We start from the raw sequence: 18,196 nt of genomic DNA, 5'->3' as shown, positions 1-18,196 counted from the left end.
ATGTGCGAGGCTGGACGGGCAAACGGACGTGAATGTTCCGATTCGAGGAGTCCGGTCGATGTCAGCCACCGCCGAGAATCCACCAGCCACCGCCGCGGCCGTCGAGGAGCGGGTCAGCGCCCGCGTGATCAGCGACGACCCCCTCTACCGCGCGATCCCGGTCGCCCTGCGGTTCACCCCCGCCGAGCCGCTGGCCGTCCGGATCGTCTTCCCCGCCGAGCTGTCCCCCGAGGGCACCGACAACGAGTGGGCCTTCCCCCGCGCCCTCCTGGAGGCCGGGCTGCTCGCGCCGACCGGGACCGGGGACGTACGGGTCTGGCCCTGCGGCCGGGTTCAGGCGGTGGTCGAGTTCCACTCCCCCGAGGGTGTCGCCGTGATCCAGTTCGACAGCGCCGTACTGCGCCGCTTCCTGCGCCGCACGTACTCCACCCCCGGCGGCGGCAGACCCGACGGCGCCGCAGCGCGCGCCGCGGCCACCCGTACGGCGTAGCGAACGCGGCCGGCCCCGCACCTGGGGTTCCAGATGCGGGGCCGACAGTCACATGCTTCGCAGTCACCGCCAGGCATTAGCCGGACGGACGGGCGGCCGAGCGGGTCAGGCGTTGACCAGCTCGCGCTGCTTGTCGGGGTCCTCCGGGGACCCGGCCTCCGCCGCGGTCTCCCCGAGGTGCTTGCGCAGGCTCTCGCCCTCCACGTCCACGTTGGGCAGGATCCGGTCCAGCCAGCGCGGCAGCCACCAGGCCTTGTGGCCGAGCAGCGCCAGCACCGCCGGCACGATCGCCATGCGCACCACGAACGCGTCGAACAGGACGGCGACAGCCAGGCCGAAGCCGATCATCTTGACCATTGCGTCGCTGGCGCCCAGGAAGCCGGAGAAGACGGCGATCATGATGACGGCGGCGGCGACGACCACCCGCGCACTGAACTGGAAGCCGGTCACGACCGCCTGCCCCGGGCGCTCGCCGTGGACGTACGCCTCCCTCATCCGGGTGACGAGGAAGACCTCGTAGTCCATCGCCAGGCCGAACACGACGCCCACCATGAAGATCGGCATCATCGACATGATCGGACCGGTCTGCTCCACCCCGAAGACCGACCCGAGCCAGCCCCACTGGAAGACCGCGACGACCGCGCCGAGGGCGGCCACCACCGACAGCAGGAACCCGAGGGCCGCCTTGAGCGGAACCAGGATCGAGCGGAACACCAGCATCAGCAGCAGGAACGCCAGGCCGACCACCAGCGCCAGGTAGGGCAGCAGCGCGTCGTTCATCTTCTGCGAGAAGTCGATGTTCATCGCCGTCGCGCCGGTGACGAACACGTCGTTCCCGTTGCCCTCGCGGATCTTGTGGACCAGGTCCTCGGTCTGCGTCGAGGACGGGCGCTCCTTCGGGATCACGCTGATGACCGCGGCGTCCTTGGCCTCGTTCTGGTGCGGCGGGGTCACCGCGACCACGCCCTCCAGCTTCTTGATCCGGTCGACGGTCTTGTCGGCGAGCGCCTTGTCGCCGTCCACGACCACCATCAGCGGACCGTTGAACCCCGGGCCGAAGCCCTCCGACAGCATGTCGTACGCCTTGCGCTGGCTGGTGGAGACGGGCTTGGAGCCGTCGTCCGGCAGGCCCATCTCCAGCTTGCTCGCCGGCACCGCGATGGCGCCGAGGCCGATCACACCGGCCAGCAGCACCACGACCGGGCGGCGCAGCACGAAGCGGGCCCAGCGGGTGCCGCCGTTCGGCTTCGCCTCGGCGCCGGCCGGGCGGCCCTTGCCGAAAAGCTTGCTCTTCTTGCCGGCCGGCAGCACCTTCTTGCCCGCGAAGCCGAGGATCGCCGGGACCAGCGTCAGGGCGACGAGCACCGCGATGACCACCGTTCCGGCGGCCGCGACACCCATCTTCGTCAGCATCGGGATGTTGACGACGGCCAGGCCCACCAGGGCGATGACCACGGTCAGACCGGCGAACACGACAGCGGAACCAGCAGTTCCGGCCGCCCGGCCCGCAGCCTCGTCACGCTCGCGGCCCTCGGCGAGCTCCACGCGGTAGCGGGAGACGATGAACAGCGCGTAGTCGATGCCGACCGCCAGGCCGATCATCATCGCGAGGGTGGAGGTGGTGGAGCCGAGGTCCAGCACGTTGGCCAGCGCGGTGATCGAGGAGACGCCGATCCCGACGCCGATCAGCGCGGTCAGCAGCGGCAGCCCGGCCGCGACCAGCGAGCCGAAGGTGATGACCAGGACGATGCCGGCGATCAGGATGCCGATCGCCTCACCGGAGCCGGTCTCGGGCGCCTCCATCAGCGCGTCGCCGCCGATCTCCACCTGGAGGCCGGCCTTCTGCGCGTCGTGCCCGGAGTCCTTCAGGGCGTCACGCGTGACGTCCTTCAGCTCCATGCCGCTGACCTTGTACTTCACCGTGATGTAGGTGGTGGAGCCGTCCTGGCTCACCGCCTGCATCTGGTACGGGTCGTCGACGGTGGCGACCTGCGCGGCGCCCTCGCCCTGCTTCAGGCCGGAGATGAGCTTCCCGACCTCGGCCTTGGGGCCCTGGTCGGTGACCTTGGCGCCGGCCGGCGCCTTGACGACGATGCGGGCGGTCGCGCCGTCGGCGGACATGCCCGGGAACTTCTTGTCCAGCAGGTCGAAGGCCTTCTGGGCCTCGGTGCCGGGGATCGAGAACGAGCCGGAGGTCGGCGCGGCGGCCGTCGCCGCACCGAAGCCGGCGGCGACCAGCAGCGCCACCCATATGAGGGCGACGAGGCCGCGGCGCCTGAAGGCGCCGCGCCCGAGCCGGTAGAGGAAGGTGGCCACGTCGTGGTTCTCCCGTTTCAGGTCGTGGGATGGATCCTGCGCCCGTACGGCCGTGGGCCATGGGCGGATCAGGGCGTGAAAAGCCGGCCCGACGACGAGAGCGGCGTGTCAGGAGCAGCAGACGGTTCTTGTGGGGTGGGGATCAGACGCCGAGGGCGGGGAAGACGACGGCGTCGATGAACTGGGTGAGGAACGCCCGGTCGACGGACCGGTCCTCGATCAGCGGCAGTGCAATGAACGCCCCGATCAGCATGTGCGGCACGAAGTCCAGCGCCGGACAGTCCGGACTGACCTCACCCCGCTCCACCGCGCGCCGGAGCATGGCCTGGAGACCGTTGATCTCCGGGTCGACCAGCAGATCGCGCAGCGCCCGGTGCAGCTCCGGGCTCTCGTGGACGGCGTGGGCCAGACCCCGCATGAGAGCGGTGTCCTTGGCCATCTGCGCGTCGTCGGAGTGCGCGACCATCTGTGCGAAGTCCCCGCGCAGGGTGCCCGTGTCGATCTCCCCCAGGGAGACCGGCTGGGCACACCGCAGGGCCTTCGCGACCAGCTCCGGCTTGCTCCCCCACTGGCGGTAGAGGGTGGCCTTGCTGGACTTCGTACGGGCGGCGACCGCGTCCATGGTCAGCGCCTCGTAGCCGACCTCGCGGAGGAGGTCGAGGACCGCCCCGTGGAGCTCGGCTTCCCGCTCGGGGGTGATCCGGCTGCGCCGCGCCGACATCGCGTCGGTGACCCGGCAGCTTCCCTTCATCACGACCACCCATCCGAACGAAACGGTTTCGTACACCGGAAGCCTACCCGGGCGCTTAACGAAACGAAACCGTTCCGTTTCGCTACAGCGGTGGCGTCGGTCACACGAGTCGCACCTTACGGATCGGTGCCTGATCCCCAGCGGAGGACCCACGGAAGACCAAAGGAGGACCGATGGAGCACCTGTACGAGTTGCCGGGCCCCCCTGGCGCGGAAAGCATTGTGGGGTGAGTCACGACGTCGCGTACCTCCGCTTCCCGCACCTGCACGACGAACTGCTGTGTTTCGCCACCGAGGACGACCTGTGGGTCGCCCCCCTGGTCCCGCAGGGCCACACCCCCGGCCGGGCCTGGCGCATCACCGTCGACCGCACCCGGGTCGGCCACCCCCGCTTCTCCCCCGACGGACGGCACATCGCCTTCACCACCTGGCGCAGCCTCGACCCCGAGATCCACCTCGCCCCCGTGGACGGCGGCCCGGCCCGCCGGCTCAGCTACTGGGGCTCCACCGACACCCGCGTCTGCGGCTGGGACCCCGACGGCAACGTCCTCGCCGTCTCCTCCCACGGACAGCCGTTCTCGTACTACTCGTGGGCCTACAAACTGCCCACCGACGGCAGCCCCGGCGGCCGCCTGCCCTGGGGCCCGGTCTCCGACATCCAGGTCGCCGACGTCGACGGAGAGCACCGAACCCTGCTGCTCACCGGCAAACCCCCGCACGAGCCCGCCGCCTGGAAGCGCTACCGCGGCGGCGCCACCGGCCGGCTGTGGCTGCACGGCAAGCGCCTGCTGGAAGACGTCGAGGGCCACATCGACGCGCCCATGTTCGTCGACGGCCGCATCGCCTTCCTCTCCGACCACGAGGGCGTCGGCAACCTCTACTCCTGCCTCCCCGACGGCACCGGCCTGCGCCGCCACACCGACCACGACGAGTTCTACGCCCGCCACGCCTCCAGCGACGGCTCCCGCGTCGTCTACCAGTGCGCCGGCGACCTGTGGCTGGTGGACTCCCTCGCCGAGGACGCCTCCCCGCGCAAGCTCGACGTCCGGCTCGGCGGCCCGCGCGCGGGACGGCGTACGTACCAGGTGCCGGCCGCCAGCAACGTCGACTCGCTCTCCGTGGACACCACCGGCCGGGCCAGCGCCGTCGTCATCCGCGGCAGCCTGTACTGGCTCACCCACCGCGACGGGCCCGCCCGCACCATCGCCGACACCCCCGGCGTACGCGTCCGCCTCCCGGAGATGCTCGGCAGTGGCGGCCAGGTCGCGTACGTCACCGACGCCGAGGGCGAGGACGCCGTCGAGATCGCCTACCTCCCCCGCGCCTCCGGGGAGCGCGAGCCGCGCCGGCTCGCCTCGGGCGAGCTGGGCCGCGTCACCGAGCTGCTGTCCGACCCGGCGGGCGAGCGGCTCGCCATCGCCTCCAACGACGGACGGCTGCTGCTCCTCGACGCGACCGAGGAGTCCAACGGGGAGGTCACCGAGCTGATCCGGTCCATCAACGGGCCCGTGACCGACCTCGCCTTCTCCCCCGACGGCTGCTGGCTGACCTGGTCGCACCCGGGCATCGGGCGCTCGCTGCGGCAGATCAAGATGGCGAAGATCTCCGGGCCGGGCGCGCGCGTCGTCGTCGACGTCACCAACGGCCGCTTCGAGGACGAGAACCCGGTCTTCACCCGCGACGGCCGCTACCTCGCCTTCCTCTCGTGGCGCGGATTCGACCCGGTGTACGACGTCCACACCGGCGACCTGTCGTTCCCGCTGGGCTGCCGCCCGTACCTGGTGCCGCTGTCCTCCGCCACCCCGTCCCCGTTCGCCTTCTCCCCCGACGGCCGCCCGGCGGCGGGCGGGCTCGACCCCGTCGAGGGGGAACCCGGCGAGGGCGATGGAACGGTGATCGTGGAGGTGGAGGGACTGGAGAGCCGCGTCACCCCGTTCCCCGTGACCGCCTCGAAGTACTCGGCCCTGCAACCCGTGCACGGCGGCGGGCTGGTGTGGCTGCGCTGGCCCATCTCGGGCGCGCTCGGCGAGACCTTCGCCAACCCGGCCGACACCAGCGGCAAGCCGACGCTGGAGCACTTCGACATGACCAAGGCCCGCAAGACGGAACTGGCCACCGGGCTGGACTGGTTCGCGGTCAGCGGCGACGGCAGCCGTCTCGTCGTCAACGACGACGGTGACCTTCGCGCCGTGCCGGCCACCGAATCGGGTGACGGCGACTCCACCGTCTACCTCGACCTGCGGCGCATCCTGCACGAGGTCGACCCGGCCGCCGAGTGGCGGCAGGCCTACGAGGAGGCGGGCCGGCTCATCCGCGCGTACTTCTGGGAACCGAACATGTGCGGCATCGACTGGGACGCGGTGCTCACCCAGTACCGGCCCCTGGTCGAACGGGTCGCCTCCCCCGACGAGTTCGCCGACCTGCTGCGCGAGGTCCTCGGCGAACTCGGCACCTCGCACGCGTACGTCTCCCCAGCCCGCCGCAACGAGGGCCCGCCCCACTACCAGCGGGCGATCGGCCTGCTCGGCGCCAACCTGGTGCGCCGGGAGGAGGGCTGGGTCGTCGCACGGATCCTGCCCGGCGAGTCCTCCGACTCCAAGGCCCGCTCCCCGCTGGCCGGCACCGGGATCCGCGACGGGGCGGTGCTCACCCATGTCGACGGCCGGCCCGTGGACCCGGTCGCCGGCCCCAACCCGCTGCTCGCGGCGGCCGGGGGCACGACGGTGGAGCTGACGTTCACCCCGGCCGAGGGCGAGGGCCGCTCACGGCGCGTCGCGGTCGTGCCGCTCGTCGACGAACGGCCGCTGCGCTACCAGGACTGGGTGTCCAAGCGCCGCGCCGTCGTCCGCGAGGTCAGCGGCGGCCGCTGCGGCTACCTGCACATCCCCGACATGGGCGGCTCGGGCTGGGCGCAGTTCAACCGCGACCTGCGCATGGAGATGTCCCGACCGGCCCTGATCGTCGACGTGCGCGGCAACGCCGGCGGCCACATCAGTGAACTCGTCGTCGAAAAACTCACCCGATCGATTCTGGGCTGGGACCTGACGCGTGACGCGCAGCCGGTGAGTTACGCCTCCAACGCACCGCGCGGCCCCATCGTGGCACTGGCCGACGAGGCGACCTCCTCCGACGGGGACATGATCACCGCCGCGTTCAAACTGCTCGGCCTGGGCCCGGTCGTCGGCCAGCGCACCTGGGGCGGGGTGGTCGGCATGACCGGCCGTCACACCCTCGGCGACGGCACGGTCATCACCGTGCCGATGAACGCGGCGTGGTTCCCGGAGTACGGGTGGTCGGTGGAGAACCACGGCGTGGAACCCGACCTGGAGATCATGCGCACCCCCCTCGACTGGGCCGAGGGCCGGCACGCCCAGCTGGACGACGCGGTCTACCTGGCACTGGAGCTGCTGGAGCAGGACCCGGCCGCGATCCCGCCCGGCTACACCGACGTCCCGGACGGACGCCGCCCGAAGCTGCCGCCGCGGCCGTAGCCGAAGCCGGCCGTAGCCGAAACAGCCGGCAGTCCGGCACGGCAGAAGGGGCGCGACCCGTAGGCAGTACGGGTCGCGCCCCTCGGCGCTGGGTGCGGCGGGCCTGGTAGCAGTCAGGCCCGGGGAGTTCCCACCGGCGCGGAATCAGTCCCAGCTGTCGTCGGCCTCGTCACGGACGTCGTCCATCCGCTGCTGCGCCTGCGACTTCTTCGCCTTGGCCTGCTGGGAACGCGAGGAGGCCTGCTCCTTCGCGCCCTGCTGGGCCTTCTGCGCCTTGTCCTTGAGTTCCTGCGCCTTGTCCTGGAACTGGTCCTTGATACCCATGCTTGCACTCCCTGAGGGGGGTTGGTGGTTGGGCCTCGACCAGACTGACACGCAGGAATAAATGCCGCATTTTGATCAGCGGGTGCGTTCCCGCTCGTCGGCGGCCCCTCCCGCGCCCACCAGCCCCTTGGGGACTCCGGCCAGGCGGGGTTCGAACCGCTTCATCTCACGCTGCCCGCCCGCCGCGATGACCGCCGGCAGGTAGCCGCGCACGCCCTGCATCCCGCGCAGCCACCACTGCGCGTACACGTGTGCCGAACGCCTCTCGATCCCGGCGACGATCCGGTCCACGGCCGGGCCCAGCGGGTAGGTCCGGTTCGCCGGCCAGGGCAGGCGTCCGCGCAGTTCGCGCATCACGTCGTGCTGGTCGGCGCCGCGGACCATGTCGGTGTCCGTCCAGGAGAGGTAGCCGACGCCGACCTTGACCCCCTTGTAGCCGACCTCGGCGCGCAGGCAGTGCGCGAAGGCCTCGACCCCGGACTTGGAGGCGCAGTACGCCGTCATCATCGGCGCCGGGGTGATCGCGGCGAGGGAGGCGATCTGGAGGAAGTAGCCGCGGCTCTCCATGAGCACGGGCAGGAAGGCGCGGGCGGTGACGGCGCCGCCGATCAGGTTGACCTCGATCACCCGCCGCCAGGCCTCCGGGTCGGAGTCCGCGAACGGGCCGCCCGAGGCGACCCCCGCGTTGGCCACGACGATGTCGACCTTGCCGAAGCGCTGCTTGACCTCCTGCGCGACCCGGGCCATCGCCTCGTGGTCGGTGACGTCGGCGTACCAGTGGTCGCTGTCGGTGTGCAGCCGCTCGGAGACCTCCTTGAGCGCCTCCGGTTCCAGGCCGACCAGTGCGACCTTCGCGCCGCGCGCCGACAGCTTGCGGGCGAGCAGCTCGCCGACGCCGCGGGCGGCGCCGGTGACGACGGCGACCTGGCCTTCCAGACTCCTGCGAGCGCTCACGGCGTCTTCTCCTTCTCGGTCGTGGACGGGGACGTGGTTGTGGTCGTGGTGGTTGCTGCCGTCGGCGCGGCCAGGTACCGGGACGTCAACTCGCGCAGGGCGGAACTCACCGCTTCGGGTGCCTCGATCGGGGTCATATGCCCCATACCGGTGAGCTCGGTCAGCCCCACGCAGTGCGGGAGCGCGGCCGCGATCTCGCGGGCGTGCACGACGGGAGTCAGCCGGTCGTCGCGGCCCACGATGACGGCGGTGGGCACGGCCAGCCGCGCCACCCCGTCGTCCAGGTCCAGCCCGGCCAGGACGTGCGACCAGGCACGGCGCACCCCGGCGGGACAGGCGTGCACGATCCGGGCGCAGGCTTCCACCCGTTCGGGTGCGGAGCCGGGGCCCATGGTCGCGTACTTGAGCACCGCCCGGGTGGCGGGGGTGACGGGTCCGAGCGGGGCGGGCGAGCCCAGCAGCCCCCGGGTGACACGGGTCCGCACGCGCCCGGGTCGCAACGGCAGCACGGTCGCCTCCGCGACCAGCCGCGAGCTGCCGGTGCTGCACAGCAGGACGGCCGCCGCGTGCTCGGCGAAACGCGGCCGGTCCGCGGCGGCCATGACGGTCATGCCGCCCATGGAGTGCCCGGCGACCACGGCCCGCTCTCCGGGGGCGAGGGCGGCCTCGAACACGGCGACCAGGTCGTCGGCAAGGGCGGCGGCGCTGTACGCGGCGGCGGCCGGGCTGCGGCCGTGACCGCGCTGGTCGTAGGCGACGACCCGGTGGTCGCGGGACAGCTCCCGTAGCTGTGCGGCCCAGAAGGCGGTGGAACAGGTCCACCCGTGGGAGAGGACGACGGCCGGCGCGCCGTCGGGCCCGTGCACCTCGACGTGCAACCGGGACCCGTCGGCGGAGACGGCGGTCAGTTCACGGCCGGCGACCGGCGGCGCGTACCGCCCGGCGGTGACGTACGGCGGCCGGCTCACGCCGCGCCCTCCCCGGCGGGAGCCGACTCGGCGGCGGTGGCGGGAGCGGCGGCGGTAGCGGTAGCGGCCGAGGCGGTGGCCGGGATCCGCTGGGCCGCCCCCTCCCTCCCCCGTACGCGCACGACCTCGTACTCGGCCAGGTCGACCGTCAACGTCGCGCGCCGGAACTCACCCGTCGTACCCGGCCAGACGGTCGTGTTGCGACCCTGTGCGTCCAGGTACCAGCTGGTGCAGCCGCCGGTGTTCCACACCGTCCGCTCCATCCGCGTCTGCACGTGCCGGTTCCACTGGTTGACGGCGGACGGGCGCGCGGCCAGCGCGGTGCGCCCGCCCCGGCCGCCCCCGCCGAGGAGGGACAGCTGGCGCAGGTAGTCCGCCATGTAGTTCAGCTGGGACTCGATCATCAGGATCATCGAGCTGTTGCCGAGGCCGGTGTTCGGCCCGATGATCGTCATCCAGTTGGGGAAGCCGGCGGCCGTCGCCCCGCGCAGCGCCTGCATCCCGTCCTTCCACGAGTCCGCGAGCGTCTGCCCGTCCGCGCCGACCACCCGGTCGGCGATCGGCATGTCGGTGACGTGGAACCCGGTGCCGAAGATGATCGCGTCGACCTCGGTCTCGGTCCCGTCCGCGGCGACCAGCACCGAGCCCCGCACCTCTTTCAGTCCGGAGGCGACCAGGTCCACATCGGGCCGGGCGAGGGCCGGGTAGTACTCGCTGGACAGCAGGATCCGCTTGCAGCCGATCCGGTACGAGGGCGTCAGCTTGGCCCGCAGCACCGGGTCCTTGATGGAGCGCGCCATATTGGCCTTGGCCAGCGATTCGATGAGCCCGAGCTGGTTCGGCCGCTTGGTGAAGGCGCTGACCTGCAGCTCCCGGATCCCCCACAGCAACCCGCGCCGGGCGGCCTGGGTGAACGGCAGCTGGCGGTGCAGCCGGCGTTCGAGGGAGCTGATCGCCCGGTCGGTGCGCGGCATGACCCACGGAGGGGTGCGCTGGAAGAGGGTCAGGCGGGCCGTCTTCGGGGCGATGGCCGGCACGATCTGGATCGCGGAGGCGCCCGTACCGATCACGGCGACCCGCTTGCCGGTCAGGTCGTAGTCGTGGTCCCAGCGCGCGGAGTGGAACACCTTGCCGGGGAACTCGTCCAGCCCCGGGATCTCCGGCATCTTCGGGTCGGACAGCGGCCCGGTCGCCGACACCACGACGTCGGCGGTGAAGGCGCCCGCCGAGGTGTCGATCTCCCACCGCAGCTCCTCGGTGTCCCAGCGCATCATCAGGACCTCGTGGCCGAAGCGGATGTGCGGGCGCAGCCCGAAGGTGTCGGCGACGTGTTCCAGGTAGGCGCGGATGGCCGGCTGGCCGGAGAAGGTGCGCGGCCAGTCGGGGTTGGGGGCGAAGGAGAAGGAGTAAAGGTGCGAGGGGACGTCGCAGGCGCACCCGGGATAGCTGTTGTCGCGCCAGGTGCCGCCGACGGAGTCGGCCCGCTCCAGGACGACGAAGTCCGTGATCCCCTCGCGCCGCAGCCGCACGGCCGCCCCGAGCCCGCCGAAGCCGGACCCGATCACCACCACCCGTACGTGCTCACGCCCGCGCTCACGCCCGTGCCCGCGCCCGCCCCTGCCGTCCATGCCGCTCATGCCCGCCGCCTCCCGCTTCCGCAGTCCGTCCCAGCCACGTCAAGCCACGCCATCACACACTCGCACCGCAACACTGCCAGCAATCACTGGCACAATCGGGAGAGTAGAGCAGCTCCGTACCCATGGGTAGGGGTCGCGCCCGGAAAGTTACTGCGGGTACGCCCTAGGCTGCGCATGTGGAGACGCGGGGGACGAGGGAGGCGGAGGCGGCCGTGACGCGCGAGTACCGGACGCAGGAGCTGGCGGAGGCCGCGGGCATCCCGGTGCGCACCCTGCGCTTCTACCGCGAGCGCAAGCTGCTCCCGCCGCCCCGCCGCGAGGGCCGGATCGCCTGGTACGACGACCAGCACCTGACCCGGCTGCGCACCATCGCCGCCCTGCTGGAACGCGGTCACACCCTCGGCGGCATCGCGGAACTCACCGCCGCCTTCGAGAAGGGCCGCGACGTCGGCCAGCTCGGCGAGCTGCTCGGGATGGGGTGGACGGACGAGACCCCCGTCCGGCTGTCGCCGCAGGCACTGGCCGACTACTTCGAGGGCGAGGTCACCCCGGAGAACCTGGCGGCCGCCCTCGACCTCGGCTACCTCGCTCCCGACGGCGAGGAGATCGTGCACGTCAGCCGGCGCCTGCTCGACGTCTCCTCCGCCCTGGTCCACGAGGGCGTGCCGCTCGCGGCGGTGCTGGAGACGGGCCGGCGGGTGCGCGAGCACGCGGACGCGCTCGCGGCGCTGTTCACCGAACTGATCTCCGCCCACATCGGGGAGGAGGCCGTCGGCAGGCTGCGCCCGCTGGCCAAGAACGTGGTCGAGGCGGAACTCACGATGGCGATGGACCGCCTCCACCAGAGCCGCCGTCCCGCACCGCCGCGGACCCCGCAGCCGGCCCAGGCGCCTCAGCCACCCCAGACGCCTCAGACGTCTCAGCCACCCCAGACGCCTTAGCCGCCTCAGACGCCTCAGACGCCGAGCTCGTAGACGACCGTCACCGGCGCGTGGTCGGACCACCGCTCCGGGTGCGTCTCGGCCCGCTCGACGAACGCCTTGACGGCCCTGGCTGCCAGCCCGGGCGTCGCGACCTGGAGGTCGATGCGCCAGCCGGCGTCGTTGTCGAAGGCCCGCCCTCGGTAGGACCACCAGGAGTACGGACCCTCCGCGTCGGGGTGCAGCCCGCGCACGACGTCCACGTACCCGGCCTCCGAGTACACCTTCCCGAGCCACTCGCGCTCCTCGGGCAGGAACCCGGCGTTCTTGCGGTTGGTCTTCCAGTTCTTCAGGTCGACCTCCTGGTGGCAGATGTTCCAGTCACCGCACACCACCACCTCCCGGCCGTCGGCGGCGGCCCGGACCTTCAGCGCCTGGAGGTAGGTGTGGAACTCCGCCATGAAGCGGTACTTCTCCTCCTGCTTCTCCGTCCCGGCCTCGCCGGACGGCAGGTACAGGCTGGCCACGGTGACCCCGGGCAGGTCGATCTCGATGTACCGCCCGCTCGCGTCGAACTCGTCACTGCCGAAGCCGACCTGCACCCGTTCAGGTGAGTTCCGCGTATAGAGGGCGACGCCGGCCCGGCCCTTCGCGGCGGCCGGCGCGAACACGGTGTGCCAGCCCTCGGGCTCCCGGGCCTCCACCGGAATCTGTGCTTCCTCCGCCCGTACCTCCTGCAGGCACACGACGTCGGCATCGGATCCGGCGAGCCACTCCACGAAGCCCTTCTTCGCGGCAGCGCGGATCCCATTCACATTCACGGAGGTCACGGTGAGCATCCCAGCACCATAACCGCAGCCTTCCGTACGATGTTCCGATGTCTCACGGGATACACCTGCGCGCCGTACCGTACGACCACCCGGACGCGCTGAAACTCGACGCCCAGGTCCAGCTCGAATACCAGGAGCGCTACGACGGCGAGGGCGACGCCACCTACCTCGACCCGGCGATGTTCCTCCCGCCGTCCGGGCTCTACCTGCTCGCGTACGACGCCTCCGACACCCCGATGGCGAGCGGCGCCTGGCGTGCGCAGGATCACAACGACGAGGGTTACTCGGACGGCGACGCCGAGGTCAAGCGCATGTACGTGATCCCCGAGGCCCGCGGCCTGGGGCTGGCCCGCCGCATCCTGGCCGAGCTGGAGGCCGACGCGACGGCGGCCGGACGCCGGCGGATGGTCCTGGAGACGGGCGACCGGCAGCCGGAGGCGATCGCGCTGTACCTGTCCTCGGGCTACGCGCTGTCGGAGAAGTTCGGCTACTACCGCGACTACGAGTCGAGCCGCTGCATGGCCAAGCTCCTCCCGTCCCCGCACACACCGGCCTGACACCCCCGCCCCCCGGGACCGGGCCCCTGCCCGCCCTTCGGCCGTCAGGGCAAGGGGCCTGGAACGGGTGAATAGCGGGGCGGGAACCCGACTCCGCCCACCACCCCACCCGCACCACCACCCACCGGTGTCCACCACCGCCCGGCACCCACCGGCACCCGACCGCAGCTCCCAGCTCCCAGCTCCCAGCTCCCAACGCCGGCCCCCGCCCCCCTACCGCGGCAGCCACACCGCCCGGTCACTCCCCCACCGCGACGGCCCCCGCCCCCACTCCCCGAAGGGGCTCGCGGCGTGCCGCAGCGCCCCGTACCCCGACTCCGCCTCCCGCAGCCACGGCTCCGCCCCGTACCCCGGTGTCCCGGCACCCGCCCCCGGCACCTCCCGCACCAGCCACGACGCGGTCCCGGCCAGGGAGAACCGCAGCAGCCGGCCGCCCCCTTCGGCCAGCGCCCTGAGGACGCCCGCCGCGACCAGGTACCCCGTCCCGTGGTCCAGCGCCTGCGCCGGCAGCACCCCGGGCACACCGTCCTCCCCGGCACACCGCGCCGCGATCCCGTACCCCGCCTGCACCAGCGAGTCGAACCCCCGCCGCCCGGCCCACGGCCCCCGCCACCCCCATGCGCACAGCTCGGCCACCACCAGCCCTGGCCGCCGCTCCAGCAACTCCTCCCTGCCCAGCCCGAACCGCTCCAGCGCCCCCGGCCGGTACCCCGTCACCACCACGTCGGCCCCGTCGAGCAGCCCCTCCAGCACCGCCCGGTCCTCGGAACGCGCGAGGTCCAGCAGCGCCGACCGCTTCCCGAACCCGGTGTCCGCGTACGCGTCGTCCGCCTCCGGCAGCCCCGGCGCGTCGATGCGCAGCACATCCGCCCCGAGCACGCCGAGCGTGCGGGTGGCGACCGGGCCGGCGATGACCCGGGTCAGGTCCAGCACCCGCACCCCCGCCGCCGGAAGCCGCCCGGGCTCCGCCACGTCCGCCGGCCCCGGCAGCCGTCCGCCGCGCCCGTTTCCCCGTATCCACTCCACCAGCGGCTGCGGCTCCCCGTACTCGGCCGCCACCGCGACCGCCAGCCCGCCCTGCCCGTAGACGAGCTCCTGCGCCTCCACAGCCCCCCGCTCGGCGAGCGCCCCGCGCACCGCGTCCGCGGTCGCGGGCACGCCGAGGGCCCGGACGAGGGCCGCCTCGTGGTGCGGGTAGTTGGCGTGGGTGCGGACCCATCCGTCGGCCGCCCGCCAAAACCCCGACAACGGCGCGAAGCTCACCGGCGCACGCCCCGCAACCCGCAGATGCCGCTCGCTGACGAACGCCGTCGCCACGGCCCCCTCGTCCACCACCACGGGCGCCACGTCCGACGCCGTCCCCCCGGCCCGCACGGCGGCCAGCTCGGCCGCAGCCAGGGCGCACACCCCTACGGTGGCCCGCGCCAGTTCCCGCACGGGAAGCGGCCCTTCCAGACCGCTCGGCCCCCGGTAGCCCACCCGCCCGGCAAGCCCGTCCGCCCCGCCGAGTGCTTCCCATGCTTGCGCCGTGGCGCCGTCCTGGCTCGTCATGCCCCCAGTCTGGCGTGACGGATCCTCGGGGCACAGGCACAGGCGCGGGTCCGGCCGCGGGTCCGGCCGCGGCGGCCCGCGGTCATATGAGGCTGAACTGCTCCCCCGGCGGCCGTGGCCGGAGCACGTCCCGAAGCCGGCTCACGTGCGCACGCCAGGAGGCCCCGTCCGGCCCCTCCCACAGTTCCAGCAGCTCGGACGGCTCGGTCATGACCCGGTCAAGGGCCGCAAGCGCGAGTCCGCGCAGCCCGACGAGGTCGGGAAGGGGCTCATCGGGGGCATAGGCGGAATCGGCCGGCTCACCCCCGGGACATTGCGCGGCGACGAGGGCGGCCGCCGCCACCGCCCGATCGGAGTCGGGCGATTCGAGGTAGTCGTCGCCCGCGGCATCGGCCACCACGGCGAGGACTCCCCGCACGATGCCCTCACGTTCCCCCGGGCCGGCCTCATCGAGGTCACCGCAGAAGTCCGCAGCCGTGTCGTTGTCGAATGGCCCGGCGTCCCACGTTCCCATGTCCTTCTCCCCCCGTCGTGATCTCCTTCCGAAATCCTGGCAGAGGCCACTGACAACGGCCGTGCCATCCCTCACCGGCCATCAGGACCGTTGTCAGTGGGCCCGGTTACGTTCCGTTCATGTCGAACTCGTACACGACGATGTGGACCAACCACCTGTGCCGCCACCTCGAGCGTTCCGGTTACGCCGGCCAACGGCTGACGATGCTGTTCGGCGGGCCGCACCAGTCGCTCCCGAGCTTCCGCAGGGCGGGCGTGCAGCCCGGTGACCGGATCTACCCGGTGCGGGCACTGGGCGCCCGGCTGTACGTGCTGGGCGCCATGGAGGTGTCCCGGATCATCCCCTACGAGGACGCGGGCGCCGCACTCCACGACGACGACTACGCGAAGCTGCTGGACTGGCGGCCGCTGAAGGCCGGCTGCGTCACGGAGGTGGTGACGGGCCCGCCGGGCTCCCCGCTCTCCTTCGGCACGACCGTCGCCCCGGACCTGCTGGAACGGCTGACCTACACCTCCCGCCGACGCGGCGAACGGACCCTGAAGTACGTCGAGGAGGGCCGGCTGATCCGCTCGGTCAGCCTCCACGGCATCTACCGGCTGACACCCGCCTCCGCGACCGAACTGCACCGACTGGTCGGCGGAGCGGCCGCCCCCGCACAGACCCCTCGGCCGGACGGGATCTCGTGACACCTCCGACCGGAGCGGACTACGCGTGGTCCGAGACGCCTTCCCGGACATGGCCGAGGCGAGAACGGCCGGCGGCTGGCCGCCGGCGAGGGATTCGTCCCCGGAAACGCCGAGATCCCGCCCCGCCTTTCGGCGGAACGGGATCTCGTGACGATTCCTGAGAGCTACTCAAGAACTGTCGTCTGTGGACCTGTGGGGATTTGAACCCCAGACCCCCTCGATGCGAACGAGGTGCGCTACCAGACTGCGCCACAGGCCCTTGCGACGTGTGAAACATTAGCATCCCCGCGCCGCTGCTCCAAAACGCGTTCCCGGTCCGCGGCCCGCGGGCCCCGCGCACCGCCGCCGGCGGGGTCCGCGCAGGTCACCCGCCGGGGGCCGGGGACGTCACTCGTTCGCGGCGCGGGGTCGTTCGTCGCTCTCGTACTGGTCGAAGAGCGGGGTGCGCCCGGCGTCGCGGCCTCGCGGGCGCGGGGTGGCCGGGTGGGGCTGCGGGTCCGCCTTGGTCGGGGCGGGGCCCGGCTGGGCGCGCAGGCGCGGGTTCGTGGGCTCGGCGGTGCTCGAACGGGTGGCACTCCAGCCGTCCGGGTTGACGGGCCCGGTGGCGCGCGGTGCGACGGGGGCGGTCACGTACGTCGGCAGCGGGACCGGTACGGGTTCCCAGCTGTCGCCCCGCGCCGGACCGCGCTCACGCTCGCGCTGCTGGTCGACCCACTCGGCGTGGTCGGTCTGCTCGACGAGCGCGCGGCGACCCGCCTCCTGCGGGGACACCGGCGGCGCGGGGTCCGGTTCGGCGCCGTCGGCCGGCTCGGGGCCCTGGTCGCGGCGGCGGGAGCGGCTTTCGCGCAGGGCGCGGGCGGCCGCCTCGGCGCGGCGCCGGTCCATGGTGAACTCGTAGCGCCGGCGTTCCTGGACGCGCAGGTGCACGATGTAGGCGCTCAGCAGCAGCGCCGGCACGGCCGGCGCCCACAGGTAGCGGAGCCCGCCGACGGCCGCGGCGATCGCGCCGCCGCTGAAGGCGAGGAAGAGCAGGGCCGTGGTGCGTCGGCGGCGCGCGAGGACCTGGAGGCGCTGCTGGCGCCGGACCCGTTCGACCCGTTCGACCTCGACGGATCTCGGCTCGGCCCTGGTCGGGGACACGCCGAGGGCCCGGGCGTCGGCGTCCACGGAATTCACCGTTTCCGTCGCCGCTTCCGGGTCCGCGTGGGGCTGGGCCTCCGCCTGGACTTCGCCGCGCTCACGCAGCCCCTTGGCGTAACGCCGCTCCATTCCCGCCCGGCCGGAAAGCAGCCGGATGGCAGTGGAGAAGCGTTCCGTCGGACGCGCTTCGTTCAGCTCGTCCTGCCTCCGGAGCCACATGGGCACCAAGTAGGCGGCCCAGGCCCCGACGATGACTGCGTAGATGAGGCCGCTGCTGCTCACACCCCACACCGTAGAGGGGCGCGGCCGACCGGATCAGCCAATTGGGCCGGTGTGTCGCACGATCCGGCTGATATCACCGACTTTTTTTGTGATTCTTCGGATCGACTTATGGGCGAATCGGCCAACAATTCGAACGCTTTTGCGATTACCGGCTTTACGGAGCGGTCGCCGGGGGCGGGCTTTCCTTCTTCCGCACCCGGTTCCACCGCCGCAGCAGCCCTTCCGGAACCTCCTCCGCGGTGAGCGCGAAGACCAGGTGGTCGCGCCACGCCCCGTCGATATGTAGATAACGCGGCCGCAGCCCCTCCTCCCGGAAGCCCAGCTTCTCCACCACCCGGCGGCTCGGACCGTTCTCCGGGCGGATGCACACCTCCATGCGGTGCAGGCCGACCCTCAGGAAGCAGTGGTCCACCGCGAGCGCGACGGCCGTCGGCATCACCCCGCGGCCCGCCACGTCCCGGTCCACCCAGTAGCCCACATGGGCGGCGCACATCGACCCCCAGGTGACGCCGGCGACCGTCAGCTGGCCGACCAGCCGACCCTGGTACTCGATGACGAAGGGCAGCATCCGGCCCGCGTTCGCCTCCGCACGCAGGTGGCGGACCATCTGCCGATACGTCGGCCGGTGGATCACCGGCCCCCACGGCGCCGGCGGCGGGATCGTGGCCTCCCACGGCCGCAGCCAGTCGCGGTTGCGGCGGTTGACCTCGCGCCAGGCGCGCTGGTCGCGCAGCTTTATCGGCCGCAGCGTGACGTCGCCGTCCGCCAGCACCACCGGCCAGGACG

The 18,196-nt window shown here is 72.4% G+C and carries 16 protein-coding genes and 1 tRNA gene; 5 read left to right on the top strand and 12 right to left on the bottom strand.

Going from position 1 to position 18,196, the window contains the following annotated elements:
* Window positions 1-58 precede the first annotated feature (58 nt).
* The gene (locus ACFVXK_RS05795) at window positions 59-490 is read left to right on the top strand and encodes an SsgA family sporulation/cell division regulator (protein ID WP_389610267.1); all 432 of its coding nucleotides are present in this window, start codon (window positions 59-61) and stop codon (window positions 488-490) included.
* A gap of 105 nt (window positions 491-595) precedes the next feature.
* Here the strand turns inward: ACFVXK_RS05795 and ACFVXK_RS05790 are convergent, their stop codons facing one another.
* Both ACFVXK_RS05790 and ACFVXK_RS05785 read right to left on the bottom strand, forming a co-directional pair.
* The gene (locus ACFVXK_RS05790; protein ID WP_389610266.1) at window positions 596-2,806 is read right to left on the bottom strand and encodes an MMPL family transporter; all 2,211 of its coding nucleotides are present in this window, start codon (window positions 2,804-2,806) and stop codon (window positions 596-598) included.
* A gap of 142 nt (window positions 2,807-2,948) precedes the next feature.
* Window positions 2,949-3,557 (bottom strand): TetR/AcrR family transcriptional regulator, encoded by a 609-nt coding sequence (locus tag ACFVXK_RS05785; protein WP_389610265.1) that lies wholly within the window; start codon window positions 3,555-3,557, stop codon window positions 2,949-2,951.
* Between the two features lie 226 nt (window positions 3,558-3,783).
* Here ACFVXK_RS05785 and ACFVXK_RS05780 point away from each other — a divergent pair, with 226 nt between their 5' ends.
* The gene (locus tag ACFVXK_RS05780; protein WP_389610264.1) at window positions 3,784-7,047 is read left to right on the top strand and encodes a S41 family peptidase; all 3,264 of its coding nucleotides are present in this window, start codon (window positions 3,784-3,786) and stop codon (window positions 7,045-7,047) included.
* Window positions 7,048-7,191: 144 nt separating this feature from the next.
* On the opposite strand, the gene ACFVXK_RS05775 is transcribed toward ACFVXK_RS05780, so the two are convergent.
* From ACFVXK_RS05775 to ACFVXK_RS05760, 4 genes are all read right to left on the bottom strand, one after another.
* Window positions 7,192-7,371, bottom strand: coding sequence for a hypothetical protein (locus ACFVXK_RS05775; RefSeq protein WP_389610263.1), 180 nt, complete (start codon window positions 7,369-7,371; stop codon window positions 7,192-7,194).
* Window positions 7,372-7,446: 75 nt separating this feature from the next.
* Window positions 7,447-8,325, bottom strand: a complete 879-nt coding sequence (locus ACFVXK_RS05770) for an SDR family oxidoreductase (protein WP_389610262.1) — start codon at window positions 8,323-8,325, stop codon at window positions 7,447-7,449.
* Entirely contained in the window at window positions 8,322-9,293 is a 972-nt protein-coding gene (locus ACFVXK_RS05765) for an alpha/beta fold hydrolase (RefSeq protein WP_389610261.1), read from the bottom strand. The genes ACFVXK_RS05770 and ACFVXK_RS05765 overlap by 4 nt, the downstream gene beginning before the upstream one ends.
* Window positions 9,290-10,930, bottom strand: coding sequence for a flavin-containing monooxygenase (locus ACFVXK_RS05760; protein WP_389610260.1), 1,641 nt, complete (start codon window positions 10,928-10,930; stop codon window positions 9,290-9,292). Before ACFVXK_RS05760 ends, ACFVXK_RS05765 begins: the two co-directional genes overlap by 4 nt.
* A 212-nt stretch (window positions 10,931-11,142) precedes the next feature.
* Between ACFVXK_RS05760 and ACFVXK_RS05755 the strand changes: the two genes are divergently transcribed.
* The gene (locus ACFVXK_RS05755) at window positions 11,143-11,871 is read left to right on the top strand and encodes a MerR family transcriptional regulator (RefSeq protein WP_389610259.1); all 729 of its coding nucleotides are present in this window, start codon (window positions 11,143-11,145) and stop codon (window positions 11,869-11,871) included.
* A 14-nt stretch (window positions 11,872-11,885) separates the two neighbouring features.
* Here the strand turns inward: ACFVXK_RS05755 and ACFVXK_RS05750 are convergent, their stop codons facing one another.
* Window positions 11,886-12,689 (bottom strand): exodeoxyribonuclease III, encoded by an 804-nt coding sequence (locus ACFVXK_RS05750; RefSeq protein ID WP_389610258.1) that lies wholly within the window; start codon window positions 12,687-12,689, stop codon window positions 11,886-11,888.
* Between the two features lie 38 nt (window positions 12,690-12,727).
* Between ACFVXK_RS05750 and ACFVXK_RS05745 the strand changes: the two genes are divergently transcribed.
* A complete protein-coding gene (locus ACFVXK_RS05745) occupies window positions 12,728-13,237 on the top strand; it encodes a GNAT family N-acetyltransferase (protein ID WP_389610257.1) in 510 nt (169 codons plus the stop codon).
* A 213-nt stretch (window positions 13,238-13,450) separates the two neighbouring features.
* Here ACFVXK_RS05745 and ACFVXK_RS05740 read toward each other — a convergent pair whose 3' ends face one another.
* Both ACFVXK_RS05740 and ACFVXK_RS05735 read right to left on the bottom strand, forming a co-directional pair.
* Window positions 13,451-14,788 (bottom strand): CoA transferase, encoded by a 1,338-nt coding sequence (locus ACFVXK_RS05740; RefSeq protein WP_389610256.1) that lies wholly within the window; start codon window positions 14,786-14,788, stop codon window positions 13,451-13,453.
* Window positions 14,789-14,870: 82 nt separating this feature from the next.
* On the bottom strand, window positions 14,871-15,302 hold the full coding sequence (locus ACFVXK_RS05735; RefSeq protein WP_389610255.1) for a DUF4259 domain-containing protein: 432 nt from the start codon (window positions 15,300-15,302) through the stop codon (window positions 14,871-14,873).
* A gap of 119 nt (window positions 15,303-15,421) precedes the next feature.
* Between ACFVXK_RS05735 and ACFVXK_RS05730 the strand changes: the two genes are divergently transcribed.
* Window positions 15,422-15,988 (top strand): hypothetical protein, encoded by a 567-nt coding sequence (locus ACFVXK_RS05730; protein ID WP_389610254.1) that lies wholly within the window; start codon window positions 15,422-15,424, stop codon window positions 15,986-15,988.
* A gap of 185 nt (window positions 15,989-16,173) precedes the next feature.
* Here the strand turns inward: ACFVXK_RS05730 and ACFVXK_RS05725 are convergent.
* From ACFVXK_RS05725 to ACFVXK_RS05715, 3 genes are all read right to left on the bottom strand, one after another.
* Window positions 16,174-16,247, bottom strand: a tRNA-Ala gene (locus ACFVXK_RS05725).
* A 128-nt stretch (window positions 16,248-16,375) separates the two neighbouring features.
* Window positions 16,376-17,410 carry a hypothetical protein gene (locus ACFVXK_RS05720; protein WP_389610253.1) on the bottom strand — a complete coding sequence of 345 codons (1,035 nt, stop codon included), beginning with the start codon at window positions 17,408-17,410 and terminating at the stop codon, window positions 16,376-16,378.
* A 154-nt stretch (window positions 17,411-17,564) separates the two neighbouring features.
* On the bottom strand, window positions 17,565-18,185 hold the full coding sequence (locus tag ACFVXK_RS05715) for a GNAT family N-acetyltransferase (protein ID WP_389610252.1): 621 nt from the start codon (window positions 18,183-18,185) through the stop codon (window positions 17,565-17,567).
* Window positions 18,186-18,196 lie beyond the last annotated feature (11 nt).

Origin of the sequence: Streptomyces sp. NPDC058157, from assembly GCF_042884105.1 — a bacterium.
Lineage (GTDB): Bacteria > Actinomycetota > Actinomycetes > Streptomycetales > Streptomycetaceae > Streptomyces.
Note: the sequence above shows the minus strand (reverse complement) of the source record. Positions and strands in the feature narration are given on the sequence as shown.

What these genes read in the sequence shown, in the direction of transcription:
- ACFVXK_RS05730 (WP_389610254.1), top strand. Translation starts at nt 15,422, where the DNA reads ATGTCGAACTCGTACACGACGATGTGGACCAACCACCTGTGCCGCCAC.
- ACFVXK_RS05775 (WP_389610263.1), bottom strand. Translation starts at nt 7,371, where the DNA reads ATGGGTATCAAGGACCAGTTCCAGGACAAGGCGCAGGAACTCAAGGAC.
- ACFVXK_RS05750 (WP_389610258.1), bottom strand. Translation starts at nt 12,689, where the DNA reads ATGCTCACCGTGACCTCCGTGAATGTGAATGGGATCCGCGCTGCCGCG.
- ACFVXK_RS05760 (WP_389610260.1), bottom strand. Translation starts at nt 10,930, where the DNA reads ATGAGCGGCATGGACGGCAGGGGCGGGCGCGGGCACGGGCGTGAGCGC.
- ACFVXK_RS05745 (WP_389610257.1), top strand. Translation starts at nt 12,728, where the DNA reads ATGTCTCACGGGATACACCTGCGCGCCGTACCGTACGACCACCCGGAC.
- ACFVXK_RS05735 (WP_389610255.1), bottom strand. Translation starts at nt 15,302, where the DNA reads ATGGGAACGTGGGACGCCGGGCCATTCGACAACGACACGGCTGCGGAC.
- ACFVXK_RS05785 (WP_389610265.1), bottom strand. Translation starts at nt 3,557, where the DNA reads ATGAAGGGAAGCTGCCGGGTCACCGACGCGATGTCGGCGCGGCGCAGC.
- ACFVXK_RS05740 (WP_389610256.1), bottom strand. Translation starts at nt 14,788, where the DNA reads ATGACGAGCCAGGACGGCGCCACGGCGCAAGCATGGGAAGCACTCGGC.
- ACFVXK_RS05795 (WP_389610267.1), top strand. Translation starts at nt 59, where the DNA reads ATGTCAGCCACCGCCGAGAATCCACCAGCCACCGCCGCGGCCGTCGAG.